This window comes from Mycobacterium neumannii, assembly GCF_048452905.1.
GTDB classification, from domain to species: Bacteria; Actinomycetota; Actinomycetes; order Mycobacteriales; family Mycobacteriaceae; genus Mycobacterium; species Mycobacterium neumannii_B.
In genome coordinates this window covers 245740-269505 of the sequence record NZ_JBCGVF010000006.1, presented here as the reverse complement: position 1 = coordinate 269505, position 23766 = coordinate 245740, and the positions used below count along the sequence as shown (strand labels likewise).

The following is a 23766-nucleotide window of genomic DNA, read 5'->3' as shown; positions in this document are numbered from 1 at the left end:
TGCTGCGCATGGGGTGGGAGGACGAAGGATGGCCGGTTCGGGCAAAAGATGGACGCGGTTGGCGACAGGCGTCGCCGCCACGGGGGTCGCGACCTGTGTCGTCGGCCTCGCCGCCACCCAGCCGGCATCGATCTCCTCTGCCGCGGTCGACCTGACTGCGCTCATCGTCGTCGGCAGCTCCACCAATCCGACCGGCGCGGGCGTCGCGGATTTCTTCGGTGGGAAGTTCCGTGACCCGATCTACACGGGCGCCGACGGCAAAGACATCGTCCTCGTCGACTTCCGCACCGGTCCCGCCGGAATCGAACAGGCCCTGCGAGCCAACGCCGGCGAACCGAACGCGGTGCTGGCCTCGGGCTGGGGCGCGGCGAACGCCAGTTTGCTGCTTCTGCGCAATCGAGATGATCTCGGCAACACGGTCTTCATCGTCGACAACGACGTCGCGCGCCCCGACGGCGGCTTCGGCACCCGGTATCCGTGGTTCGCGCTGATCGGGGTGAACCCGATTCCGACCCCGAGCGACGTCCCCGCATTGCGCGTCGTCAACACCGGCTACGAGTACGACTACAACTCCAACGCCCCGGCGGACGTGCTGAACCCCGTCGCGGCGGTCAACTCGCTGGTCGGCTACCTGTACACCCGGCTCAACCAGTCCGAGCGCGAGCTCCCGGTGGACGCCGAGGGCAAGCCCACGGTCGACTGTGACGCCAACACCTGCGCGATCCTGGCGACCGGCGACGTCCTCGACTGTCCGGACGCGCAGTGCAGTGCTCCCCCCGGCGACAGGATCACGGCTTACGTGGCCGAGAGGGACAACACCACCTACGTCACGTACACCGCCGAAGAGCTTCCGCTGACTCGGCTGATCCGCGACGTCTTCGGTGACCAACTCGCCGAGCTCACCGGGCCGGTTCTGAAGCTGGCCGTCGACTCTGCCTACTACGGCGGCAATCCGATCCCTCGGGATCCGAGCGCCTACCGCCCGGCCCGGCTGGCTCCCCCGCCCGACGAGTTGTTGGCCACGGCGGTGAAGGTCCCGGGCGCGATCCTGCAGGGTCTGTCGGCGGCGTCCTCGCCGCGGCCGACGGTGCAGCCGGAGACGACGGTGGTGCAGGAGACGACGGTGGTGCAGGAGGCGACGGTCGACCCGGAACCGACGGTCGAGCCGGAGACGACGCAACGGCGTACCGACACCACTCGGCTGGCCACGGTAGAGCCGCCTCGACGACTCGGAGCAGGCGATCCGGATACCGCGCAGGAGCGCCGACCACAGCTCAACGTGCTGCGCGACAGCGTAAGAGCCGTGCCGGGCCAGCTCCGCGACGAAATCAGCCCGAAACGGGTTCAGCGGCACGATGATTCCGCTGTCAACGGCTCGCAGCCCGGCACCGCAGACGACGCCGAAACCGACGCCACGGCCGGCAACGCCGGCGCACCCGGCGAGGGCGCGAAGGCGGGAGCCGACGCCGCCGCCTGACGGCCTTCGTGCACCGGTCGGGCGATATCTCCCTGGCCGCAGCGCCCGGTCGATAGACTCAGCGGCGTGAACTCGAGGCGCGGGATCGCCGCCGCCGTGTCGGCAGGCGCGATGGCCGGCGTAATGCCCATTGCGCTCGCCCTGCCCGTTCATGCCGCGCCGCCGCCCAGTTACGGCAGCAACGGCGTCTTCAACGTCACCACGAACCCGAGACCGGGCTGGACCACGGCCTCCATCGAACCCGGCCGCTACCGGGTCGACCAGGCGCCCAGCATGTTTCCCTACCAGAGTGCACCCGGCTCTTGGTATCGGTGCCACAACTTCCCGTGCAGCCCCAGCTACCCCGGAAACCTGATCGCCTCGGGCGGCGCGATCCGCGACGTAGCGACGTTCGTCGACATCCTGCCCAGCGATGTCGCGGTGGCGCTGCACAACGTCACGCTCACCGTCACCAACTGACGGGGCGCGCCGGTCACTAGGCTGAGCCGGTGACTGATCCGGTACTGATCCATATCGAGGACCGCGTCGCCGTCCTCACCGTCAACGACCCGGAGCGCCGCAACGCGGTCACGTTCGACATGTCCGCCGCGCTGCGCGAGGCGGTGGACGCAGCGGAGGCCAACCCGGATGTGCACGCGGTCATCGTCACCGGCGCGGGCAAGGCGTTCTGCGCAGGCGCGGACCTGAGCGCGCTCGGTTCGGCGACCGAGGACGGGCTGCGCAAGATCTACGACGGTTTCCTCGCCGTCGCCAACTGCGCGCTGCCCACGATCGCAGCGGTGAATGGCGCCGCCGTCGGCGCCGGGTTGAACCTGGCCCTTGCGGCCGACGTACGCATCGCCGGGCCGGCCGCCCTATTCGATCCGCGCTTTCAGAAGTTGGGGATCCATCCCGGCGGAGGCGCCACCTGGATGCTGCAGCGAGCGATCGGTCCGCAGGCCGCGCGCGCGTCGCTGTTGTTCGGCATGCGGTTCGACGCCGAGGCCGCGGTCCGCTACGGCCTGGCGCTCGAGGTCGCCGACGACGCCGTGACCGCCGCGAAGGAGTTGGCCAAGGGACCGGCGGGGGCGCCGCGGGTGGTGGTGCTCGCGACCAAGGCGTCGATGCGGGCGACGGCCAACCCCGGCGTCGTCGACGTCGAGCAGCACCGCATCGCGGTCGACACCGAACTCGGCCCGCAGGCCACCTCGATCCTGTCCCCCGAGTTCCAGCAGCGTCTGGCGGCCGCACAACGCAAGTGAGTTACACGCGGTCGACGTAGAACCAGCGGCCCGCGCGGCGCTCGAACCGGCTGCGTTCGTGCATCGTCCCTGGCCGGCCCGCGTGGATGTACCGGGCCGTGAACTCGACCTGGCCGTGCTGGTCGGCTTCGCTGCCAGCGATCACATCGCTGATCTCGAGCCCGGTCCACGCCATTTCGCGGTCGAGCGTGACGTCGGGTGGCCGTGTCCGCGGGTGCCATGTCGTAAAGAGGTAGTCCGCAATGCCTTTGGCGAATGCGGTGTAGCGCGAACGCATCAGCTCCTCGGCTGTCGCCGCAACGCGTGCACCGTCGTGCAGTGGTTCGCAACATGCGGAATACACGTCCCCGCTGCCGCACGGACACTTATCGTCTTGCGCCATGGCAGAAATCATTGCCTGCTACAGATCGAGCAGCGCTGTCTCCGGTGCTTCGATCAGATCGCGCAGTTCGCACAGGAACGCGGCCACCTGCGCTCCGTCGGCGATGCGGTGGTCGAACGCGCAGGTGAGGTTCATCGTCGGGCGCGCGACGACCGCGTCGTCGACCACGACGGCGCGCGGTTTGAGCGAGCCGACGCCGAGGATGGCGGCTTCGGGGTAGTTGATGACGGGCACTCCGTCGTCGAGGCCGAGCGCGCCGAAGTTCGACACCGTGAACGTCGAGCCCTGCAGCTCGGTCGGTTTCAGCGTGCTCGCGCGCGCCTTGCGAATCAGCCGGGCCACCTCGTCCGCGAGTTGGCGGGTGGTCTTGAGGTGGGCATCGCTGACGACGGGCACCAACAGGCCACGCGGCGCGGCGACACCGAAGCCGAGATGTACGGCCGAATGTAGGTGGATCTGAGCACCGTCGGTGGTGTCGACCCACGTGGCGTTCAGAATGGGGTGGTGTCGCAGGGTGATCGTCAGAAGTCGCAGCGTGAGCACGAACGGCGTGATCGGCGCGTCCTCGTCGGCGCGGTCGCGCAACCGGTCGCGCAGCCGCAGCAGGTTGGTCCCGTCCACCTGCACGCCGGTGTGCGCATCGGGAATCTGCTTGCGCGACATGGTCATCCGCCGCGCCATCTCGGCCTGCACACCGCTCACCGTCACCATGTCGGGGCTGGGCGCGGACCGGCCGGCCGCGGCGAGCACGTCTTCGCGGGTGATGACACCGTCGGGGCCGGAGCCCGTCAGCGCCGCCAGATCCACGTTCAGCTCCGCGGCCAGCTTGCGCACCGGCGGCTTGGCGCGGACGCGGTGCGGCGGCGCCGTCGCTCGCCTGCTGTGGTCCATCGTCGCGTCGGCGCCGTAGCCGACGAGTAACGGTTTGCGCTTCTCTGCGGGCGGTTCCGCCGCGGTCGCGATGCGCACCAACGTCGCGCCGACCGCCAGCGTCTCGCCTTCGCCGCCGCCGAGTTCGACCACGCGGCCCGCGTACGGGCTGGGGATCTCGACCTCGGCCTTGTTGGTCTCGACGGTGCACAGCGTCTGGTTGAGGTCGACATCGTCGCCGACCGCGACGCTCCACGCGGTGATCGTCGCGTCCTCGAGTCCCTCGCCGAGGTCGGGCACCAAAAAGTCCATGACGGTCATGGCTGCTCCAACGTTCGTTCGACGCAGTCGAGCAGTCGGTCCACCCCTGGCAGCCACAACTTCTCGAGACGCGCAGGCGGGTACGGGGTGTCGAATCCGGTCGCCCGCAGCACCGGGGCCTCCAGGTCGTAGAACAGTTCCTCCGAGATTCGTGCCGCCAGTTCGGCGCCGAAGCCCAGCATGCGGGGCCCCTCGTGCATCGCGACGACCCGGCCGGTGCGCCGCACCGACTCCGAAATCGCCTCGAAGTCCAGTGGATTGAGCGTACGCAGGTCGATCACCTCGAGGCTCCAGCCGTGGTGCTCGGCGGCGATGTCCGCCGCGCTCAGCGCCGTTGCTACCAGCGGACCGTAGGTGAGCACGGTCACGTCGGCGCCGGGGCGCCGTATCGCCGCCCGACCTAGAGGAAGGCCGGGGATCGACGTGTCGACGGGTTCGCGTGCCCAGTATCGGCGCTTGGGCTCCAGATAGACGACAGGGTCGCGGCTGGTGATCGACTGCCGCAGGAGCCAATACGCATCCGATGGTGTCGAGGGCACGACGACCTTCAGGCCCGCGGTGTGCAGCCAGTAGGTCTCGGTCGACTCGGAATGGTGTTCGACCGCGCCGATTCCGCCGAACGAGGGGATGCGGATGGTCACCGGCATGTCGGTGTCGCCGTGTGTGCGCGTCCGGTATTTCGCCAAGTGGCTCACGATCTGGTCGAAGGCCGGGGCGGCGAACCCGTCGAACTGGATCTCGGGCACGGGGATCAGGCCGCGAAGGGCCATGCCGATCGCGATTCCGACGATCGCCGATTCGGCCAGCGGCGTGTCGAAACACCGCTGGGCGCCGAAGGTTTCGGCCAGGCCCTCGGTGACCCGGAAGACACCGCCGAGGGTCGCGACGTCCTCGCCGAAAACCAGCACCCGGTCGTCGGAGGCCATCGCGTCGTGCAGTGCGCGGTTGATGGCCTGCGCCATGGTCAGCGTCGGTACGGCCGGCATCGCGGTCATCAGCGGCTCGGGAGGTTCGTCCTCACCGAACATCGACGGGCGCTCGATGATCTGCGTCATGTCACGCCTCCTTCGCGAGTTCGGCGGCGAGTTGCTCGCGCTGGGCGGCGAGGTCCGGCGTGATGTCGTGGTAGACCGCGTCGAACACCTCGGTGACGTCGAAGTCCTCGGCGCCGACGACCGCGTCCCGCAGGTCGGCGCGCAACCGTTTCGATCTGGCCCTGACCCGCTCCTCGAGCCGTTCGGTCCACACGCCGGCCGACTGCAGATACGTCCGGTAGCGCGCGATCGGGTCGCGGGCCGCCCACTGCTGCACCTCTTCGGGGCTGCGGTACCGGTTCGGGTCGTCGGAGGTGGTGTGCGGGCCCATCCGATAGGTGACGGCTTCGATGAGCGTCGGACCGCCACCGTCACGGGCCCGGTGCGCGGCCTCGGCGGTGACGGCGAAGCATGCGAGCACGTCGTTGCCGTCGACGCGGACCCCCGGCATTCCGTAGCCGATCGCGCGATGGGCGATGGATGGCCCAGCCATCTGCTGGTGAACCGGCACCGAGATCGCCCACTGGTTGTTCTGGACGAAGAACACGCACGGCGCCCGGTACACCGCGGCGAAGTTCAGCGCCTCGTGGACGTCGCCCTCGCTGGTGGCGCCGTCGCCGACGAACGCCAGCGTCACCGACTCTTCGCCCAAGCGTTGGGCCGCCATCGCCGCGCCGACCGCGTGCAGACCGTGGGTGCCGATCGGGATCGCGATCGGGGCGACGCACTTGTCGGTGAAGCCCAGTCCGCCGTGCCACTTGCCCCGCCACACGGCGGCGATCTGCGCCGGCGTGATGCCGCGCACCAGGAAGGCGCCGATCTCGCGGTACTGCGGGAACAGCCAGTCGGTCTTGCGTAGGCACGCGGCGGCGCCGATCTGAGCGGCTTCCTGGCCGCGACACGAGGCGAACAACGCCAGTTCACCCTGTCGCTGCAGGTTGACGAACTCTCCGTCGAGATCTCGCGTGACGACCATCGACTCGTAAAGCCAGGCGAGTGTCTCGGGCGGAAGGTCTCTGCGGTACCGGGTGGCCCTGTCCGAGGTGGTCGGCGTCCCGTCCGGGGCGACCAGTTGTATGGGCTCCATCTCGACGTCGAGCGACTCGAGGGGTGCCGAAGCCAACCCTGCCATACCGCCTCCTAGGGTCACTGGCGGCGGATCGCGCCGTCAGGCGACTGAGGTGCTCAGCACGGGGGCGGGGAGAACAGGCTCTCCGGTGGGAGGCTGTCGGCTAGTCGCCGGGGTGGGGCGCTAGCGCGACGATGCGCTCTGCTCGCCGCAGTACTGGGGCATCCACCATTATGCCCTCGAACTGGAAAACGCCTCGGGCATCGCGGGCGGCCGCCAGCACGTGTCGCGCCCACTGCACCTGCTCGGGCGTCGGTGTGTAGCCCTCGCGGATCACCGCGACCTGGGACGGATGGATCGCGACCTTCACGTCGAAGCCCACCGCGACCGCATCGTCGACCTCACCGCGCAGACCGTCGAGGTCTCTGATGTCGAGGTACACCGAGTCCAGCGCGAGCCGGCCGTAAGCCTTGGCCGACAGCAGCGTCTGCGATCGCACGTGCCGCGCCACCTCGCGGTAGCTCCCGTCGGGATACCGGTTCGCGGTGCCGCCGGTGACCGCGAACAGGTCCTCGGCCCCCCACATCAGCGCGACCGTGTTGTCCATGCGAGCCAGATCCGTCACGGCCAGCGCCCCGAGCGGTGTCTCGATCAGCACCACGACGTTGCGCGGTGCCAGATCGCGCACCTGCTGCGGGCCCTCGGTCTTGGCGAGCATGACGGTGGTGTAGTCGGTCTTCGCGAGCGCCTCGAGGTCGAGCGGATGGTCGGCCGTGGCGGCGGGGTTGACGCGCACCACGGTCCGGTCCGGGTCAAGGCGCGTCTCGATCAGAGCCGCGCGGGCGGCTTCGCGATCCCTGGCCGCGACGCCGTCCTCGAGGTCGAGGATCACGACATCTGCTGTCGCTGCGGCCTTCTCGAACCGTTCCGGGCGGTCGGCCGGACAGAACAGCCACGCGGGTCCCGTCGCGAGCGCCACTACGACTCTCCCTCCGGGCGCTTGCGCACCATGGTCTTGCGCGACGCGGTCGCCACGATGTCACCGTGCTGGTTACGGCCGACGTGCGAGAACGTCACGATGCCCTCCCCCGGCCTGCTCCTCGACTCGCGCTTCTCGAGCACCTCGGACTCCGCGTACAGCGTGTCGCCGTGGAAAAGCGGCTTCGGGAAGGCGATTTCGCCGAAGCCGAGGTTGCCGACGATTGTGCCCTGCGTCAGCTGCGTCACCGACAGGCCCACCAGCGTGGACAGCGTGAACATCGAGTTGACGAGCCGCTGGTTGAACGGCGGCAAGGCATCCGAGAACGCGGCGTCCAGGTGCAGCGCCTGAGTGTTCATCGTCAACGTGGTGAACAAGACGTTGTCGGCCTCGGTGATGGTGCGTCCGGGCCGGTGCTGGTACAGCACGCCGGTCTCGAACTCCTCGTACCACAGCCCGCGCTGGACGATAACTTTCCCGCCGCCCCGCCCGCTGATCTTCTTCGTCCCATCTTTCTCACTCACAAGCCCAGCTCCCGCCCGATCAGCATCAACTGCACTTCCGTTGTGCCCTCACCGATTTCGAGGATCTTGCTGTCGCGGTAGTGCCGGGCGACGGAGTATTCGTTCATAAAGCCGTAGCCGCCGAAGATCTGGGTGGCGTCGCGGGCGTTGTCCATCGCGGCCTCACTGGCCACCATCTTGGCGATCGACGCCGCCTTCTTGAACGGCTTTCCAGCCAGCATCAGCGCGGCGGCGTCGTAATAGGCCGTGCGGGCGACGTGTGCGCGCGCCTCCATGCGCGCGATCTTGAAGGCGATCGCCTGATAGCTGCCGATCGCGGCGCCGAAGGCCTCGCGTTCCTTGGCGTACTTGACCGATTCGTCCACACACCCCTGGGCAGCGCCGACCGACAGCGCGGCGATCGCGATGCGGCCCTCGTCGAGGATGCGAAGGAAGTTCGCATAGCCCCGGCCGCGCTCACCGAGAAGGTTCTCCTCCGGCACGCGCACGTCGTCAAAGCTCAACGGGTGGGTGTCCGAGGCGTTCCACCCCACCTTGCTGTACGCCGGTTCGGCGGTGAACCCGTCGATGGGCACCGGAACCAGAATCGACGAGATCTCCTTCTTGCCATCGGGTTTCTCGCCCGTGACGGCGGTGACGGTGACCAGCTTCGTGATGTCGGTGCCCGAGTTGGTGATGAACTGCTTGGAACCGTTGATGACCCAGTGGCCGTCGTCGAGACGGGCGGTGGTCTTGGTGGCGCCGGCATCGCTGCCGCCGCCGGCCTCGGTGAGGCCGAACGCACCGAGCGCTTTACCGCTCGCCAACAGCGGCAGCCACTCCTGCCTCTGCTGCTCGCTGCCGAACCGGTACACCGGCATCGCACCCAGCGACACCCCCGCCTCGAGCGTGATCGCCACGCTCTGGTCGACCTTGCCGAGTTCCTCCAACGCGAGGCACAGCGCGAAATAGTCGCCGCCCATGCCGCCGTACTCCTCGGGGAACGGCAGGCCGAACAGTCCCATGTCGGCCATTCCCGCGACGACCTCGTACGGGAACGAGTGTTCCTCGTCATGTTTGGCCGAGACGGGCGCCACCACGCTCTGGGCGAAGTCGCGAACCGTCTTGGCCAGCTGCTCGTAATGATCGGGAAGTGTCCCCGTAGCTAGAAAATCAGTCATGCTTCTTCCTTCTCGACGATGAGGTCCGCGATGACCTTCGCCAGCGGTTGCCCCACCTTGACCTGATCACCTTCGGCGACAAGGAGTTCCACCACGCCGTCGACCGGCGCGCTCAGCGCGTGTTCCATCTTCATGGCCTCGACGGTCACCACGACGGTGCCCGTCGTCACCCGATCGCCGTCGGCCACCCCCACGGCCACTACGGAACCCGGCATCGGGCTGGTCAACTCGGCGTCGCCGCTGTGCGCGTCGTCGGGTCGCACCGGCGCTTCGCGCACCTCGTCGACAGCAAGCGTGCGGCCCCCACCCGCCAGCCAGATCCGGTGGTCGTCGGCGACCACCACGTAGTCCGTGACGATCCCGTCGAAGGTGACCGCCAGCCGGTCGCCTGCCATCGACACCGCCAGCGATCGCGATGGGCCATCTTCGATCGCTGCACCACCCGCCGACGGTGTGCCGGTGAGGTAAACGTGGTCGACACGCTCACCGGACTGCAGCCGATACGTCGTCGGCGCATCGCGGCCCATCCGCCAGCCCGACGGGACCGCCCACAGGTCACCGACGGGTTGCGGCCACGAGCGCAGCCACCTGTACGTCGCGGCGGCGACCAGGTCGGCGTCCTCGGCACTCGCCGGGTGAAAGTCCGGGCTGCGACGATCCAGCAGGCCGGTGTCGAGGCGGCCCGCCGCGACGTCGGGATCGGCGAGCAGGAACCGCAGGAACTCGACGTTGGTGATGACCCCTAGAACCGCGGTGTGCGCCAGCGCCCGATCCAGCGTCCGCAAGGCCGCTGGCCGGTCGCTGGCATGCGCGATGACCTTCGACAGCATCGGGTCGTAGTCGCTGCCGATCACCGAACCCGGGGCCAGCCCCGAGTCGACCCGGATGCCGGGGCCTTCTGGCTCGGCGAGGCCCAGCACGGTGCCGCCGGTGGGCAGGAACCCGTGTCCGGGGTCTTCGGCGTACACCCGCGCCTCGATCGCGTGCCCGGTCATCGAGATGTCGTCCTGCGCGATCGCCAGCTTCTCCCCCGCGGCGATCCGCACTTGTTGCTCGACGAGATCGATGCCGGTGACCATCTCGGTGACCGGATGCTCGACCTGCAGTCGGGTGTTCATCTCCATGAAGAAGAACTCATCGGGCCGGTCGGCGGACACGATGAACTCGACGGTGCCCGCGCCGGTGTAGTCGACGCTGCGCGCGGTGTCGCACGCCGCCGCACCGATTCTCGCCCGCGTCGCCGCGTCCAGCAGCGGCGACGGCGCCTCCTCGACGACCTTCTGATGACGCCGCTGCAGGGAGCATTCGCGCTCGCCCAGATGTACGACGTTGCCGTAGCCGTCGGCGAGCACCTGCACCTCGATGTGGCGCGGGTTCAGCACGAACCGTTCTAGAAACAGCGTGTCGTCACCGAACGCGGCGGCCGCCTCCCGGCGCGCGCTGGCCAGCGCGGCAGGCAACTCGGCCGGCTCATGCACGACGCGCATACCTTTGCCGCCGCCGCCCGCCGAGGGTTTCACCAGCACGGGGAATCCGACGTCGCCGGCGCCGGCGACGAGATCGTCGTCGGACAGGCCGGGACGCGAAACTCCGGGTACCACCGGAACCCCGAACGCCGACACCGCCGCCTTGGCCGCGATCTTGTCGCCCATGGTCTGGATGGCACCGACCGGTGGGCCGATGAACACTATTCCCGCGTCCTGGAGGGCAGCGGCGAATTGCGCGTTCTCCGAGAGGAATCCGTAACCCGGATGCACGGCCTGGGCGCCGGTGCGCCGGGCCGCTGAGACCACGGCGCCGATGTCGAGGTAGCTCTGTCTGGCCGGCGGCGGTCCGATGCGGACTGCGACGTCGGCTTCCGCGACATGGCGGGCGCCCGCATCGGCGTCGCTGAACACCGCGACCGATCGGATGCCGATGGCGCGCAGCGTGCGGATGACGCGGACGGCGATCTCACCTCGGTTGGCGACAAGGACGGTATCGAAGATCATGTCCTCACATCCGGAACACGCCGTAGGAGATGGACTCGAGCGGTGCCTGACCGACCGCCGAGAGCGCCAGTCCGAGAACCGTTCTGGTGTCGGCGGGGTCGATTACCCCGTCATCCCACAGCCGGGCCGTCGAATAGTACGGATTGCCCTGGTGCTCGTACTGCGCGCGTATCGGCGCCTTGAAGTTCTCCTCCTCTTCGGCGGTCATCTCGCCGCGCACGGTCGCCAGCACCGATGCGGCCTGCTCGCCGCCCATCACCGAGATGCGGGCGTTGGGCCACATCCACAGGAACCGCGGCGAGTACGCGCGCCCGCACATCGAATAGTTACCCGCCCCGTAGGAGCCACCGATGACCACGGTCAGCTTCGGCACCCGCGCGCAGGCCACCGCGGTGACCATCTTCGCGCCGTGTTTGGCGATACCGCCAGCCTCGTAGTCGCGGCCGACCATGAACCCGGAGATGTTCTGCAGGAACACCAGCGGGGTGTTGCGCTTATCGCACAGCTCGATGAAATGGGCTCCCTTGAGCGCTGATTCGCCGAACAGCACACCGTTGTTGGCGATGATGCCGACCGGATGCCCGTGGATGCGGGCGAATCCGGTGACCAGGGTGCTGCCGTATTCGGTCTTGAACTCGGCGAATTCGCCGCCATCGACGATGCGGGTGACGACCTCGTGCACGTCGTAGGAAACGCGCGAGTCCACCGGCACCACGTCATAGAGCTCATGTTGATCGGCCACCGGTTCCACGGTCGGCCGCACCTCCCAGGGCAGCGGCTCACGGGGGCCGAGCGTGGCGACGATGCGCCGCACGATGCGCAATGCGTCGCGGTCGTCGTGCGCCAAATGGTCTGTCACACCGGAGGTCTTCGAGTGCAGGTCGCCCCCGCCCAGATCCTCGGCGGTGACCACCTCGCCCGTCGCGGCCTTCACCAGCGGTGGGCCGCCGAGGAAGATCGTGCCCTGGTTGCGCACGATCACGGCCTCGTCGCTCATCGCGGGCACGTATGCGCCGCCGGCAGTGCAGGATCCGAGCACCGCGGCGATCTGCGCGATCCCCTGGGCGCTCAGATTGGCTTGGTTGTAGAAGATGCGGCCGAAATGATCGCGATCGGGGAACACCTCGTCCTGTCGCGGCAGGAACGCACCGCCGGAGTCGACGAGATAGATGCACGGCAGCCGGTTCTGGCCCGCGACTTCCTGCGCCCGTAGGTGCTTCTTGACCGTGATCGGATAGTAGGTGCCACCCTTGACGGTCGCGTCGTTGGCGACGATCACACACTCACGTCCCGACACGCGACCGATTCCGGTGATCATGCCCGCACCCGGACACTCGTCGTCGTACATGCCGTCGGCGGCAAGCGGCGACAGTTCGAGGAACGGGCTGCCCGGGTCCAGCAGGCCGTCGACGCGGTCGCGCGGCAACAGCTTGCCGCGGCTGACATGACGCTCGCGGGCGCGCTCGGAACCTCCGAGGGCCGCCGCGGCGAGCTTGGAACGAAGTTCGTCGACCAGCGCGAGATGCTCCTCGCGATGTGAAGGCCGCGATGCCATCGGAAACCCGTTCGTTGAGTTAATGAGGAATAACTGATGGTATGTTAGCCACGATTAACTCCAGATGTCTACAGGCGGGCGGGAGGCGCGGTGTCGTCAACTTCGATCCCCGACGTGCCCGCGACCACCAGGCGCAGCAAGGCGAAGTCGGACCGGCGATCCCAGTTGATAGCCGCGGCCGAACGCCTGGTTGCCGAACGCGGCTATCTCGCGGTGCGACTGGAGGACATCGGCGCCGCGGCCGGTGTCAGCGGTCCGGCGATCTATCGGCACTTCCCGAACAAGGAAGCACTGCTGGTCGAGTTGCTGGTTGGGATCAGCACCCGCCTGCTGGCCGGCGCCACCGAGGTGGTCGCGCGCGCCGACGATCCCGCGTCGGCGCTGGAGGGCCTGATTGACTTCCATCTGGATTTCGCCCTCGGCGAGTCCGACCTGATCCGCATTCAGGATCGCGATCTCGCGAATCTGCCGCCGACGGCCAAGCGTCAGGTGCGCCGCGCGCAACGGCAGTACGTTGAGATCTGGGTCGATGTGCTTCGGCGGTTGGACGACTCGTTGGCGGAGGCCGATGCCCGGTTGATGGCGCACGCGACGTTCGGGCTGTTGAACTCCACGCCGCACGCCCTCAAGCCCAGCGCCACGAAAACGGCCGAGGCCAGACCGCGATCCGTCTTGAAAGCGATGACGGTCGCGGCGCTGACCTCGGCCGCGCGGGACGCTTAAGCGCCTAGCCCGTTAGTACCGGGCCCGTTAGTACCAGGCGCGTCTGCCTCCGACGGGACGGCCCATGGACCCCAGAATCCAGAACACCGCTCCGATGACCATGAGTACGATGCCGATGGTCCAGAGGATGTTGATTCCAAAGATCAGTCCGAGGATGAGGAGAATCGCTCCGAGGATGATCATTAGCATTCCTTTCGAATTGGCAAGTGCCAGTTGTCACTGGCTGGGTTCTGGCAGGTTGCAGGCTTCAACCGTGGGGTTGACGCCCGCGTAGTTCAGCGGACCGGCCACCACCGTCAAAGCGATGCTTCCCGCTGTCGCGCAATTGGTTTCACTGGTTTCGAAATAGCCGCGTTGGTAGGCGGCGAAGGCACCGATCAGCAACCAGATGAGCACCAAAACGCCGAGAATTCCGCCACCTCGCATGCTCCGCCTCCTTTGTCGCGCCGTATCGGCGCGTGCGCAGCGTTTACCCGGCAGATAATTTCGGTAAACGTGGCTACGGAGAACGATTCGGTTACGGATTCGAATACGGGCTGAATGCCGCAATCAGCCACTCGCGCATGGCTTTGACCAGTACGGCGCGATTCTCGCGCCGGTCGATCTCGTGTCCGTCGTCATCGAACATCAGCAGTTCCACTTTTCGGTTAAGTGACTGCAGGGCCTCGAACATTTGCTGAGATTCGGTGGGGGGCACGTTGGTGTCGTTGGCGCCGTGCACCAACAGCAATGGCGCGGTCATGGCATCGACCCGTTGTAACGGCGATAGCTGCTCGAGCAGTTCGCGGTCGCCGATCGGGTGGCCGTACTTCGGATATGCCGCGGCGGCGATCCATGGCTCGGTGTTGCGGTACCAGGTGTTCAGATCGCTCATTCCGCAGATGCTGATTCCGGCGGCGAACCGGTCGGGGTGGAAGGTGAGCGCCGCCTGGGTCAGGTAGCCACCGTAGGACCATCCGCAACATGCGATCCGGTCGGCCGGAGCGACCTCACGCTTGACCAGATAGTCGACCGCGTCGGCCACGTCGTCGATCGCGGCGAACCGTCGCTCCTTGTCGTCGGCGTGCATGAAGGTTCTGCCGAACCCGCCCGACCCACGGACGTTGGGCAGGAACACACTGATGCCCTCTTCGAGCAACGCCGGGAAGAACTCGTTGTAGCCGGGCCTCCCCTGCCCCTCCGGGCCGCCGTGCAGGAACAGCATCGCGCCGATCACCGGAACTCCGTCGCGCGGCCGGAAGAGCCACCCGGTGAACTCCATGCCGTCGCGTGCCGTGACCCGTTCCAGCGTCGGGTCCGGCGACACCGGTCCGGAGCTGGGTTCGCGGTCGACGATCTCCCACTCCCGCGTACGCGGGTCGACCAGTTCGACGGTCGGCGGGGTGGACGGGCCTTCGACGGTCATGGCCAGCATCGAGCCACCGGCACTGATGCTCAACTGGGTGGCCACCATCCCCGGCAACGGGATCGGCGGCTGCAGCGTGTGGTCGGTGCGTTCCATGATCTGTAACTCGCTGGCACCGTGGATGTTCCAGAGAACGGCCACGGTCGACAGATCGTCGCTCACGGTGAACTCGTCGAGTTCATAGCCGGGACGTTCGGCGATGACCTGGTAGGCCACGCCGTCGGCGGTGACCGTCACCTCGAGGAGTCGCGCATGTTCGGTGCCGTTCTCGCTGCGGATCAGGGCCCGGACATAACCTTCGGTGCTGTCGGCGTCGTAGGTGCTCGCCGGCTGGTAGAGCTTGGTGAGCTCGCCCTCCAGGCCTGCGCGCAGTCGGCGCGCGTAGTGGTCGTCGAGGATGATGCCGGTGTCGGTGGTCGAGCCTGGATCGTATGGCAGCAGCGCGGTTTCGGTGCGTCCGCGCAGCATGATCAGATCCCGGTAACCGCGCGGTCCGACGCGCACGAGCGCGGCGCCTGCCCAGGCGTCGACCAGACGGCCGCTCGAGCGGCGGTCCAGCACGGTGGTGCGGCCGGTGGCCGGGTCGATGAGACAAGAGCTACCGACACCGTCCCCGCCGGTGAGGATCGCCGCCACCAAGGTGCCGTCCCAGGCGATCAGTTCGGCGGTGCCCTCGGGCGCTCCTGGCGTCCACGAGTCGATGCGGCGGGCGTCGCGGTCGTCGGGATCGGTTGTCACGACCCAGATCTGGGTTCGGGTGCTGCCCTCGGGTGCGACCTCACATGCGAGCCAGTGGCCGTCGGCCGAATGCAGTACGCGCGTCACCGGCCCTTCGACCGGCAGCTCGACGTCTCGCGACGAGCTCGCCCGCCAGCCGCGCAGGAAACGCTGCACTGCGCGCGGAAAGCCACCGTCGTCGACCAGATGTGCGAACGCGGTGGCGTCCGGCGACATGGATGCGCCATAGACTCTGCGAACCTGCTCTCCCACCGGACCAATTGTGCCTACCCAGGCAAGTCCAGTGCCGACCTGCGCCTGTTGGGCGGTCGCACAGGTACCCTCGCACGCATGAGGTGGGTATGACCGGTACACCACAGCCCGGCCGCGACGAGCAGTCGGGTTACGGCCGCGGGGAGCAATCGCAGGGCTACGGCTATTCCGGATACAGCGATCCGGCATACGCCAGCCAGGCGTACGGCCCCACCTATCAGGCACCGCCCGAACCCGCTCCGACTCAGCATCTGCCGCCGTACGGCGCATACGGGTACGAAACCTACGGTTCGGGCCAGTACGGGGCGCCCTACCCGTCGGGCGATCCGCCCCCGCCGCCAGAGGAACCGAAGTCACCCCGCTGGTTGTGGGTCGCCGCCGGGATCGCGGTGCTGACCGTGCTCGGCCTGGTGATCGCGCTGGTCGTCGTCAACAGTTCGCAACAGCAGACGGTCGTCGCGCCGCCCCCCATGCAAGAGCCCGACTTCAACACGCCGAATCCGACACCCGCGCCGCGCCCGACCGTTCCGCGCACGACGCGGCCCACCGTGCCCGCGGTCCCCACGGTGCCCAGTACGCCCGGCGCACCCGGTGCCCCTGGTACGACGACCCCTGGCGTCACCCAGACCGTCGTCTACGTCGTCAGCGGTTCCGGGCGCGCGATCAACATCACCTACGTCGACACCGGCGGTCTGCTGCAGACCGAGTTCAATGTGATGCTGCCCTGGAGCAAGGAAGTGGAGTTGTCGCAGTCCGCGGCGGCGACGGCGAGCATCAGCATCATCAACGTCGGCCGCGAGGTGAACTGTTCGATCTCCGTCGATGGTTCGGTGGTGCAGAAGCGCACGGGCGCGGGCCTGACCATCTGCACGGCTAGCGGTTAAGCCGGCGCGCGCCGCGGAACCCGCACGGCGAGCATCGCGATCAGTCCGGCGGCGAGGACCACGACCAGCCCGCCCATCCCCGCGCGGTCGCTGCCGAAGACGGCGATGAAGACCGAGAACAGCATGGGCGCAAGGTAGGAAACAGCGCGGCCCGTGGTGGTGTAGAGCCCGAACGCGACGCCCTCCTTGCCCTCGGCGGACATGCGCAGCATCAGCGTCCGCGCCGCGGACAGCGTCGGCCCGATGAACAGACAGAGCAGCAGTCCGCAGATCCAGAACGCCAGGACCCCGTTGAGCGACATCAAGATGAGGCCGACCGCGATCATCCCGCTCAGCGCGACGACGATGACGGGTTTGGCCCCGAACCGGTCGTCGAGGAACCCACCGCCGACCGCGCCGAGGGCCGCGACGGTGCTGGCGCACACCCCGAACAGCAGCACATCGGCCTCGGACACGCCGTACACCCGCACGCCCAGTACCGCCCCGAACGCGAATATCCCGGTCAGCCCGTCGCGGAACACCGCGCTGGCCAGCAGGTAGTACACCACGTTGTGGTCACGCCGCCATTCGCTGCGGATGTCGGCCCACAGCTTGCGGTACCCGCCGACGAATCCGACGGTCTGGCGTTGATCCAGCGGGTCGGGTTCGGCGCTGGGCCCGGCGATCAACACCGGTAAAGCGAACAGCCCGAACCAGACGGCCGTGAAAACCATGGCGGCCCTGACGTTTCCGCCGTCCTCGACCGGCAGACCGAACAACCCACCGTCGCCGGTGATGAACCCGAAGTACACGACCAACAGCAGCGTGACACTGCCGAAATAGCCCAGGCCGAGCCCGAAACCCGAGATCTGACCGGAGGTCTGCGGAGTCGACAGTTGGCGCAGCATCGCGTTGTAGGGCACGGTGGCGAGCTCGTTGCACGCCGACGCGCAACCCAGGAGCACCAGACCCAGCGCCAGGTAGCGGTAGTCGTCGCGAACTGCGCTCATCGAGGCGATCAGTACGACCGCCAGCGCGCTGAGCACCGCCAGCACACGGCGCCGCCGCCACGGGGCGTCGACCCACACTCCCGTCACCGGAGCCAGCAGTGCGACGACCACGCCGGCCGCACCCAGCGACCAGCCCAGCCAGCTGGTGGCGCTGGTGCCGCCGGGCAAGTCGGCGCCCACGGTATTGGTCAGGTAGATCGAGAACACGAAGGTCACGACCACCGCGTTCAATCCGGTCGCGCCGAAATCCCACAGCGCCCAGGAGATGATCTGGCGGCGAGCCGCCCGAGGGGCGCCGGAATCGGGTGGGTCGCTCATGGTCCGCCCACGATATAGTCCGGCGCATGCCAGTACCCGCACCCAGCGCCGACGCCCGCGCGGTGGTCACCGGCGCGTCCCAGAACATCGGCGAATCGCTGGCCACCGAACTCGCCGCCCGCGGACATCACCTGATCATCACCGCGCGCCGCGAGGAGGTGCTGCGGGCGCTTGCCGACCGCCTGGTGCAGCAGTACGGCGTGACGGTGGAGGTGCGCCCCGTCGATCTGGCCGACCCCACCGAGCGCACGAAGCTGTGCGACGAGTTGGCGACACGCAACATCTCGATCATGTGCGCGAACGCGGGCACCGCGACGTTCGGTCCGGTGTCCTCGCTGGATCCAGGGGACGAGAAGGCGCAGGTTCAACTCAACGTGTTGGGCGTGCACGACCTCGTGCTCGCCGTCCTGCCGGGAATGGTGCAGCGCAAGGCCGGCGGGATCCTCATTTCCGGTTCCGCGGCGGGCAATTCACCGATTCCCAACAACGCGACCTATGCCGCGAGCAAGGCGTTCGTCAACACGTTCAGCGAGTCGCTGCGCGGCGAGCTCAAGAAGGACGGCGTGCATGTGACGTTGCTGGCACCGGGACCCGTGCGCGAGGCGCTGCCGGCCCCCGATGAGCAGTCGTTGGTGGAGAAGGTGATCCCGGACTTTCTGTGGATCTCCACCCAGTACACCGCCAAGCAGTCCTTGGATGCGTTGGAGCGCAACAAGATGCGCGTCGTCCCCGGTGTGACGTCGAAGGCGATGTCGGTTGCGGCGGGGTACACGCCGCGCGCGATCGTGACGCCGATCGTCGGCGCCGTCTACAAGAAGCTCGGCGGCAGCTGAGCCGTTCTGCTGCCGCCGCGAAACTGCGTTCCGGCAGGGCCCTTCTCGCACTTTCGCTGCGGGAATGCAGTTTCGAAGCCACTAGCGACGACGACGGCTGCGCCTGCGCCCGGTGCCGAAGATGCTGCGGGTGATCTCGCGGCCGATCACCGTGCCCGCCGAGCGCATCGCGCTCTTGAAAGCCGGACTGCTGACGACCTTCTCGACCATCGACGGCTCTGCGGTGTCGCGAGACTTGACCTGACCCGAGGCGCTGGCCCCACCACCCTGCGACACCGGAGGCAGCGGCGGCGGTAAGGCGTCAGGCGCGGCGGGGGGCTCCTCCGGCGGGGCCAACCGCGCGTTGAGTCGCTCGTAGGCGGACTCCCGGTCGATGTTCTGGCCGTATTCAGCCTGCAGCGCACTGGCTTTCGCGGCGGCGGTGATTGCTTCTGGACCGATGGTGTCCATCAGCGATCGCGGGGCTCGCATCCGGGCCCACGCCACGGGCGTCGGCGCGCCCTTATCCGACAACACGGTGACTATCGCCTCGCCGATACCCAGCGACGTCAAGGCCGACTTCAGGTCGTAGACATCGGTTTTGGGATATGTGCGCACCGTCTTCGACAGGGCCTTCTCGTCGTCGGGTGTGAATGCGCGCAGCGCGTGCTGAATACGCGCACCCAACTGCGACAGGACGTGGTTGGGCACGTCGGTGGGCAACTGCGTGCAGAAGAACACCCCGACCCCCTTGGACCGGATCAGCTTGACCGTCTGCTCGACCTGTTCGAGGAACGCCTTGGATGCGTCAGAGAACAGCAGGTGCGCCTCGTCGAAGAAGAAGACCAGTTTCGGCTTGTCGAGGTCGCCGACCTCCGGAAGCGTCGCGAACAGGTCGGCAAGCACCCACATCAGGAAGGTGGAGAACATCACCGGACGGGCGGCCTGGCTGCCGAGCTCCAGCAGCGTGATGATGCCGCGGCCCTGCTGGTCGACACGCAGCAGGTCCTCGGGCTCGAGTTCGGGCTCTCCGAAGAACGTGTCACCGCCGTCGGCCTCGAGATTGATGAGCGCCCGCAGGATCACTCCAGCGGTCGTGGTGGACACCGCGCCGAGCGCCTTGAGCTCGGGCTTGCCCTCGTCGCTGGTGAGGTACTGGATCACCGCGCGCAGGTCCTTGAGGTCCAGCAGCGAAAGCCCCTGCTTGTCGGCCCAGTGGAAGATCAGGCCCAAGGTCGACTCCTGCGTGGCGTTCAGCCCGAGCACCTTCGACAGCAGGATCGGGCCGAAACTGGAAATGGTCGCGCGCACCGGCACCCCGATACCGGTGGTGCCCAGGGACAGGAACTCGACGGGATACCCCGTCGGCGCCCAGTCGTCACCGGTGTCGGCGGCCCGCGCAGTGACGTTCTCGTTGGCCTCGCCGGGTCGCGACAGCCCCGAGAGGTCGCCCTTGACGTCGGCCATCACACACGGCACCCCCGCGGCCGAAAGCTGTTCGGCGAGCACCTGCAGCGATTTCGTCTTGCCGGTACCGGTGGCGCCGGCGACCAGCCCGTGGCGGTTGACGGTGGCCAGCGGGATGCGAACCTGCGCGGTCGGATCACAGGCGCCGTCGACGACGACGGAGCCAAGCTCCAGCGCGGCCCCTTCGGCGGCGTAACCTGCGGCGATCTTCTGTGCGGGGGTGGGCGTGGACTCACTGGCCATGGCTGGCACCCTAACGCCCGCGACGCACCCGACGGACGGGGTGCAACGGGCCGCATGCAGCGGCAAGGCTTAATGTGAGCGTCGTGCGTGACGAACTGGTGTGGATCGACTGCGAGATGACGGGCCTGGATCTCAAGACCGACCGGCTCATCGAAATCGCGGTGCTGGTGACAGACGCTGATCTCAACATTCTCGGCGACGGCATCGACGTCGTCATCCACACCGACGACGAAGCGTTGGCGTCGATGATCCCGGTGGTCACCGAGATGCACACCCGCTCGGGGTTGATCGACGAGGTCAAGGCGTCGACCGTCACCGTGCCCGAAGCCGAGGAGCTGGTCCTCGACTACATCCGCACCCACGTCAAACAGGCCAAGACGGCGCCGCTGGCGGGCAACTCGATCGCCACCGACCGCGGCTTCATCGCCCGCGACATGCCCAAGCTCGACGACTACCTGCACTACCGGATGATCGACGTGAGCTCGATCAAGGAGTTGTGCAGGCGCTGGTATCCCCGCATCTACTTCGGCCAGCCCGAGAAGGGCCTCGCGCACCGTGCGCTGGCCGACATCCACGAGTCGATCCGTGAGCTGCAGTACTACCGCCGCACCGCGTTCGTGGCCCCACCCGGGCCGTCGACCAGCGATATCGCGGCCGTGGCCCAAGAATTGGGGCCGCCGAACGAGAGCGCCGACGACATCGATTCGGCCGCCGAGCGTTCGAGCGGTTAGTATCGACGTCGCCGCCGTGCCCAACAGGGTTCGCGGCGATGGTGGCTGTAGTTCAGTTGGTAGAGCACCAGGTTGTGATCCTGGATGTCGCGGGTTCGAGTCCCGTCAGCCACCCCAATGAGTCAGGGAGCGAATCTTCGCTTCCTGACTCTTTTTTCGACCGTCGGCAGGGCTTATGGCGCCCATTCGTGAGCCCATGCGAAATTCCGGGCGCAATTCCGCCCAGGTTTCACATTCGCCGCGGCGCTGAGGGGCCTTCGGCGCTGAGGCGCTGTGCCCCGTCAGCCGCTCACATCAGAGGTTGGCGTTGCCGGCCTTCCACTGATCCCACGGGATGTTCCAGTCCCCGAGACCGTCGGTGCCCGGCAGCGTCGACCCGACGGTGTTGACGATCTCAACGACGTCTCCGCGCTTGGAGTTGTCGTGGAACCACCGTCCGTTGCTCGTGCTGACGTTGATGCACCCATGGCTGACGTTGCTGTAGCCCTGACTGCCCACGGACCACGGTGCGGCGTGGACGTAGATGCCGCTGTAGGAGATCTGGGTCGCCCAATCCACCTCGGTGCGATACCCGTTGGCGGAGTTGACCGGAACGCCGTAGGTCGACGAGTCCATCACCATGTGTGAGCGCCGGTCCCCGACGATGTAGACGCCGTTGTTGGTGGGCGTGCTGTTCTTGCCCATCGACACCGGCATGGTCTTGATCACCTCGCCGTTGCGCTTGACCGTCAGCGTCTTCGTGCTGTCGTCGATGCTGGTGATGACCTCATCGCCGATCGTGAAGCTCGTGGTGACGTTCTCCTGACCGAAGAGGCCGTCTCCGAGGTCGACGCCGTAGGTGTTCACCGCGACGTCGACCTTCGTGCCGGGCTCCCAGTAGTTCGCGGGCCGCCACCGCACCTCTTGGTTGCTCAGCCAGTAGAACGCGCCCTCGACCGGTGGATCCGTCTTGATCTTGATGGCCTTCTGCGCGGCCACCCGGTTGGTGATGCTCTCGTCGAACCGGACGGCGACCGGTTGTCCGACGCCGACCACCTCACCGTTGTTGGGCAGCACGTACGGCATGGTCAGGTTCTCGGGCGAATGGGTCTCGAAGGCGATCCGCCGGGTGGTGGCGCCGCCGAGCCCAAGCGACTCGGCCGTTAGCGTGTAGCGCTTGTTGTAGCCGAGTGGTTCGGTGGTCGACCAGGTCAGCCCGTCCGGGCTCAAGACGCCCGCGACCGACTTGCCGGACTCGTTCACCATGGTGACCGATTCGAGCACGCCGTCCTCCGCGCTGACGGTCACCGGTGAGTCCACACTGACGCCCACGGCGCCGTCGGTCACCGATGCGGTCAGCTTCGGGACGAGCAGGTCTCCGAACGGAGTTCCCTTGTCGTCGATCACCTGGGGCTGCTGCGGCGCCGAGTTACCGCCGCATGCGGACAACGCGAGCGCCATGGCGGGGATCAGCGTAACGGTCACCAACCATGCACGTCGACGCGGACGGGCCACTGAACGGACTCGCCACATTGCTTACTCCACCTCACAACCAGGGACTACGGGATCGATCATTCTTGGCAACAGTCTAAGGGCAAAATCGAGGACGGGTTGCGACGCGGACATCGTCGAGGCGACGTCGGGGCCGGAGATTTCGTCCTGCACAGCAAGTCCTGTTATTGTCGCACCCGCGCGCCGTTAGCTCAGTTGGTAGAGCAGCTGACTCTTAATCAGCGGGTCCGGGGTTCGAAACCCTGACGGCGCACAAGCTTCGATTGAGTGCGACCGTGACAGTGCGTCACGGTCGTGTTCGTTTTTCCCGCGCGGTGTCGCGCGCAAACATCAAGTGCCGACGTTGCCGGATTACGGTTGCGTAAATTTTGAGCCCAATTTGCTGCCTTGTGAGACATGTGTGCTGTGGACTACATAACGCGGCTTATGGAGACGAACATCTCACCTTCGGCGCCGTTGCGGAGATGCTGCCCCCCTGGACTTTCTATGGTTCAAGCTGCGATAAAAGAAGTCGGTCTGCTACAGTCACGTTAGCTGACCTACGAGAAGCACAAAGACAGCAAAAATCCGAAAGGAATAAGGAACTTAGCTGATGGCGCAGCCTAGCGGCTCATATACGGCAGACGGAGCGGGCGCGGGTGCGTCCGCCGAAGTAACTGCCCGGGGTCCGGTCGCTGTGTACAGCTGCAACCGGCTGGGCCGGGTCGCCAATCCCCCTGGTTTCTCGTTCTCCGACCTGTTCCGCACGCCGCGACGGCGCTGAGAGCGTTCGCTCAGTTCTGCCGAACCCGGCGCACGACGAGCACGAGCGCGACTACTCCGAGACCGGCAAGCGTCACCGCCACTGCGGGTTTCGTCACAAATCGGATTGCCGCCGACTTGGCGTCGTCGAGCAACCGACTGGGGTTGGCACGCTCGGCGAGGGTGTCCACCGTCGCCGCGAGTTGCTCCCGAGCCTGGTCGATGTCCTGCTTGATGGTCTCGGGATCGCGGTCTGCCACGTGCGCCTCCAAGCCGTCCAAGTCGGTGCTCCCAGATGGAGCCTGCCGATCTACCCTAGAGCAGCCCGCGCTCGCTGTAGCGCACCGGTCGACAGAAGGGATGCCCGCG

The 23766-nt window shown here is 67.3% G+C and carries 23 protein-coding genes and 2 tRNA genes; 9 read left to right on the top strand and 16 right to left on the bottom strand.

The window, feature by feature from the left end; translation table 11 throughout:
* Positions 1–28: 28 nt before the first annotated feature.
* The 3 genes from AAHH99_RS19065 to AAHH99_RS19055 all read left to right on the top strand — a co-directional run bounded on the left by AAHH99_RS19065 (position 29) and on the right by AAHH99_RS19055 (position 2718).
* A complete protein-coding gene (locus tag AAHH99_RS19065) occupies positions 29–1477 on the top strand; it encodes a PE-PPE domain-containing protein (RefSeq protein WP_418770076.1) in 1449 nt (482 codons plus the stop codon).
* 111 nt (positions 1478–1588) lie between these two features.
* Positions 1589–1936 (top strand): hypothetical protein, encoded by a 348-nt coding sequence (locus AAHH99_RS19060; protein WP_418770276.1) that lies wholly within the window; start codon positions 1589–1591, stop codon positions 1934–1936.
* A 29-nt stretch (positions 1937–1965) separates the two neighbouring features.
* A complete protein-coding gene (locus AAHH99_RS19055; protein ID WP_418770075.1) occupies positions 1966–2718 on the top strand; it encodes an enoyl-CoA hydratase in 753 nt (250 codons plus the stop codon).
* 1 nt (position 2719) lies between these two features.
* Here AAHH99_RS19055 and AAHH99_RS19050 read toward each other — a convergent pair whose 3' ends face one another.
* The 9 genes from AAHH99_RS19050 to AAHH99_RS19010 all read right to left on the bottom strand — a co-directional run bounded on the left by AAHH99_RS19050 (position 2720) and on the right by AAHH99_RS19010 (position 12603).
* Entirely contained in the window at positions 2720–3100 is a 381-nt protein-coding gene (locus AAHH99_RS19050; RefSeq protein ID WP_418770074.1) for a YchJ family protein, read from the bottom strand.
* 18 nt (positions 3101–3118) lie between these two features.
* Positions 3119–4291: a dihydrolipoamide acetyltransferase family protein gene (locus AAHH99_RS19045; protein ID WP_418770073.1), complete on the bottom strand. Its 1173-nt coding sequence runs from the start codon at positions 4289–4291 to the stop codon at positions 3119–3121.
* Positions 4288–5319: an alpha-ketoacid dehydrogenase subunit beta gene (locus tag AAHH99_RS19040; protein ID WP_418770275.1), complete on the bottom strand. Its 1032-nt coding sequence runs from the start codon at positions 5317–5319 to the stop codon at positions 4288–4290. Before AAHH99_RS19040 ends, AAHH99_RS19045 begins: the two co-directional genes overlap by 4 nt.
* A gap of 28 nt (positions 5320–5347) precedes the next feature.
* Positions 5348–6457 carry a pyruvate dehydrogenase (acetyl-transferring) E1 component subunit alpha gene (gene pdhA, locus AAHH99_RS19035; protein WP_418770072.1) on the bottom strand — a complete coding sequence of 370 codons (1110 nt, stop codon included), beginning with the start codon at positions 6455–6457 and terminating at the stop codon, positions 5348–5350.
* A 100-nt stretch (positions 6458–6557) separates the two neighbouring features.
* Complete coding sequence (locus AAHH99_RS19030; RefSeq protein WP_418770071.1) at positions 6558–7373, bottom strand: HpcH/HpaI aldolase/citrate lyase family protein; 816 nt, start codon at positions 7371–7373, stop codon at positions 6558–6560.
* On the bottom strand, positions 7373–7897 hold the full coding sequence (locus AAHH99_RS19025) for a MaoC family dehydratase (protein ID WP_418770070.1): 525 nt from the start codon (positions 7895–7897) through the stop codon (positions 7373–7375). Before AAHH99_RS19025 ends, AAHH99_RS19030 begins: the two co-directional genes overlap by 1 nt.
* Positions 7894–9057, bottom strand: a complete 1164-nt coding sequence (locus AAHH99_RS19020) for an acyl-CoA dehydrogenase family protein (RefSeq protein ID WP_066840722.1) — start codon at positions 9055–9057, stop codon at positions 7894–7896. Before AAHH99_RS19020 ends, AAHH99_RS19025 begins: the two co-directional genes overlap by 4 nt.
* Positions 9054–11045 (bottom strand): acetyl/propionyl/methylcrotonyl-CoA carboxylase subunit alpha, encoded by a 1992-nt coding sequence (locus tag AAHH99_RS19015; RefSeq protein ID WP_418770274.1) that lies wholly within the window; start codon positions 11043–11045, stop codon positions 9054–9056. Before AAHH99_RS19015 ends, AAHH99_RS19020 begins: the two co-directional genes overlap by 4 nt.
* A 7-nt stretch (positions 11046–11052) precedes the next feature.
* Positions 11053–12603, bottom strand: a complete 1551-nt coding sequence (locus AAHH99_RS19010) for a carboxyl transferase domain-containing protein (RefSeq protein WP_418770069.1) — start codon at positions 12601–12603, stop codon at positions 11053–11055.
* Positions 12604–12693: 90 nt separating this feature from the next.
* Between AAHH99_RS19010 and AAHH99_RS19005 the strand changes: the two genes are divergently transcribed.
* Positions 12694–13326, top strand: coding sequence for a TetR/AcrR family transcriptional regulator (locus AAHH99_RS19005; protein WP_418770068.1), 633 nt, complete (start codon positions 12694–12696; stop codon positions 13324–13326).
* 27 nt (positions 13327–13353) lie between these two features.
* Here the strand turns inward: AAHH99_RS19005 and AAHH99_RS19000 are convergent, their stop codons facing one another.
* The 3 genes from AAHH99_RS19000 to AAHH99_RS18990 form a co-directional block, all read right to left on the bottom strand.
* A complete protein-coding gene (locus tag AAHH99_RS19000) occupies positions 13354–13509 on the bottom strand; it encodes a DUF6131 family protein (RefSeq protein ID WP_165595612.1) in 156 nt (51 codons plus the stop codon).
* Positions 13510–13542: 33 nt separating this feature from the next.
* The gene (locus tag AAHH99_RS18995; RefSeq protein ID WP_418770067.1) at positions 13543–13752 is read right to left on the bottom strand and encodes a hypothetical protein; all 210 of its coding nucleotides are present in this window, start codon (positions 13750–13752) and stop codon (positions 13543–13545) included.
* Positions 13753–13843: 91 nt separating this feature from the next.
* On the bottom strand, positions 13844–15685 hold the full coding sequence (locus AAHH99_RS18990) for an alpha/beta hydrolase family protein (RefSeq protein ID WP_418770066.1): 1842 nt from the start codon (positions 15683–15685) through the stop codon (positions 13844–13846).
* 125 nt (positions 15686–15810) lie between these two features.
* Between AAHH99_RS18990 and AAHH99_RS18985 the strand changes: the two genes are divergently transcribed.
* Positions 15811–16605, top strand: coding sequence for an MmpS family transport accessory protein (locus AAHH99_RS18985; RefSeq protein ID WP_418770065.1), 795 nt, complete (start codon positions 15811–15813; stop codon positions 16603–16605).
* On the opposite strand, the gene AAHH99_RS18980 is transcribed toward AAHH99_RS18985, so the two are convergent.
* Complete coding sequence (locus tag AAHH99_RS18980; protein ID WP_418770064.1) at positions 16602–17912, bottom strand: MFS transporter; 1311 nt, start codon at positions 17910–17912, stop codon at positions 16602–16604. The genes AAHH99_RS18985 and AAHH99_RS18980 overlap by 4 nt on opposite strands.
* 26 nt (positions 17913–17938) lie before the next feature.
* Between AAHH99_RS18980 and cmrA the strand changes: the two genes are divergently transcribed.
* Entirely contained in the window at positions 17939–18745 is an 807-nt protein-coding gene (gene cmrA, locus AAHH99_RS18975; protein ID WP_418770063.1) for a mycolate reductase, read from the top strand.
* 81 nt (positions 18746–18826) lie between these two features.
* Here cmrA and AAHH99_RS18970 read toward each other — a convergent pair whose 3' ends face one another.
* Positions 18827–20434, bottom strand: a complete 1608-nt coding sequence (locus AAHH99_RS18970; protein WP_418770062.1) for a helicase HerA-like domain-containing protein — start codon at positions 20432–20434, stop codon at positions 18827–18829.
* 83 nt (positions 20435–20517) lie between these two features.
* On the opposite strand from AAHH99_RS18970, the gene orn reads away from it, so the two are divergent.
* A complete protein-coding gene (orn, locus tag AAHH99_RS18965) occupies positions 20518–21165 on the top strand; it encodes an oligoribonuclease (protein WP_066840825.1) in 648 nt (215 codons plus the stop codon).
* Between the two features lie 41 nt (positions 21166–21206).
* Positions 21207–21282 (top strand) — tRNA-His (locus tag AAHH99_RS18960).
* Positions 21283–21459: 177 nt separating this feature from the next.
* Here the strand turns inward: AAHH99_RS18960 and AAHH99_RS18955 are convergent.
* Positions 21460–22677 carry a L,D-transpeptidase gene (locus AAHH99_RS18955; protein WP_418770061.1) on the bottom strand — a complete coding sequence of 406 codons (1218 nt, stop codon included), beginning with the start codon at positions 22675–22677 and terminating at the stop codon, positions 21460–21462.
* Positions 22678–22836: 159 nt separating this feature from the next.
* Between AAHH99_RS18955 and AAHH99_RS18950 the strand changes: the two genes are divergently transcribed.
* A tRNA-Lys gene (locus tag AAHH99_RS18950) sits at positions 22837–22909 on the top strand.
* Between the two features lie 520 nt (positions 22910–23429).
* Here the strand turns inward: AAHH99_RS18950 and AAHH99_RS18945 are convergent.
* A complete protein-coding gene (locus AAHH99_RS18945; RefSeq protein WP_418770060.1) occupies positions 23430–23657 on the bottom strand; it encodes a DUF3618 domain-containing protein in 228 nt (75 codons plus the stop codon).
* Positions 23658–23766 lie beyond the last annotated feature (109 nt).

What these genes read in the sequence shown, in the direction of transcription:
- AAHH99_RS19065 (WP_418770076.1), top strand. Translation starts at nt 29, where the DNA reads ATGGCCGGTTCGGGCAAAAGATGGACGCGGTTGGCGACAGGCGTCGCC.
- AAHH99_RS19060 (WP_418770276.1), top strand. Translation starts at nt 1,589, where the DNA reads ATGGCCGGCGTAATGCCCATTGCGCTCGCCCTGCCCGTTCATGCCGCG.
- AAHH99_RS19050 (WP_418770074.1), bottom strand. Translation starts at nt 3,100, where the DNA reads ATGGCGCAAGACGATAAGTGTCCGTGCGGCAGCGGGGACGTGTATTCC.
- AAHH99_RS19045 (WP_418770073.1), bottom strand. Translation starts at nt 4,291, where the DNA reads ATGACCGTCATGGACTTTTTGGTGCCCGACCTCGGCGAGGGACTCGAG.
- AAHH99_RS19040 (WP_418770275.1), bottom strand. Translation starts at nt 5,319, where the DNA reads ATGTTCGGTGAGGACGAACCTCCCGAGCCGCTGATGACCGCGATGCCG.
- pdhA (WP_418770072.1), bottom strand. Translation starts at nt 6,457, where the DNA reads ATGGCAGGGTTGGCTTCGGCACCCCTCGAGTCGCTCGACGTCGAGATG.
- AAHH99_RS19020 (WP_066840722.1), bottom strand. Translation starts at nt 9,057, where the DNA reads ATGACTGATTTTCTAGCTACGGGGACACTTCCCGATCATTACGAGCAG.
- AAHH99_RS19010 (WP_418770069.1), bottom strand. Translation starts at nt 12,603, where the DNA reads ATGGCATCGCGGCCTTCACATCGCGAGGAGCATCTCGCGCTGGTCGAC.
- AAHH99_RS19000 (WP_165595612.1), bottom strand. Translation starts at nt 13,509, where the DNA reads ATGATCATCCTCGGAGCGATTCTCCTCATCCTCGGACTGATCTTTGGA.
- AAHH99_RS18995 (WP_418770067.1), bottom strand. Translation starts at nt 13,752, where the DNA reads ATGCGAGGTGGCGGAATTCTCGGCGTTTTGGTGCTCATCTGGTTGCTG.
- AAHH99_RS18990 (WP_418770066.1), bottom strand. Translation starts at nt 15,685, where the DNA reads ATGTCGCCGGACGCCACCGCGTTCGCACATCTGGTCGACGACGGTGGC.
- AAHH99_RS18985 (WP_418770065.1), top strand. Translation starts at nt 15,811, where the DNA reads ATGACCGGTACACCACAGCCCGGCCGCGACGAGCAGTCGGGTTACGGC.
- AAHH99_RS18980 (WP_418770064.1), bottom strand. Translation starts at nt 17,912, where the DNA reads ATGAGCGACCCACCCGATTCCGGCGCCCCTCGGGCGGCTCGCCGCCAG.
- cmrA (WP_418770063.1), top strand. Translation starts at nt 17,939, where the DNA reads ATGCCAGTACCCGCACCCAGCGCCGACGCCCGCGCGGTGGTCACCGGC.
- AAHH99_RS18970 (WP_418770062.1), bottom strand. Translation starts at nt 20,434, where the DNA reads ATGGCCAGTGAGTCCACGCCCACCCCCGCACAGAAGATCGCCGCAGGT.
- AAHH99_RS18955 (WP_418770061.1), bottom strand. Translation starts at nt 22,677, where the DNA reads ATGTGGCGAGTCCGTTCAGTGGCCCGTCCGCGTCGACGTGCATGGTTG.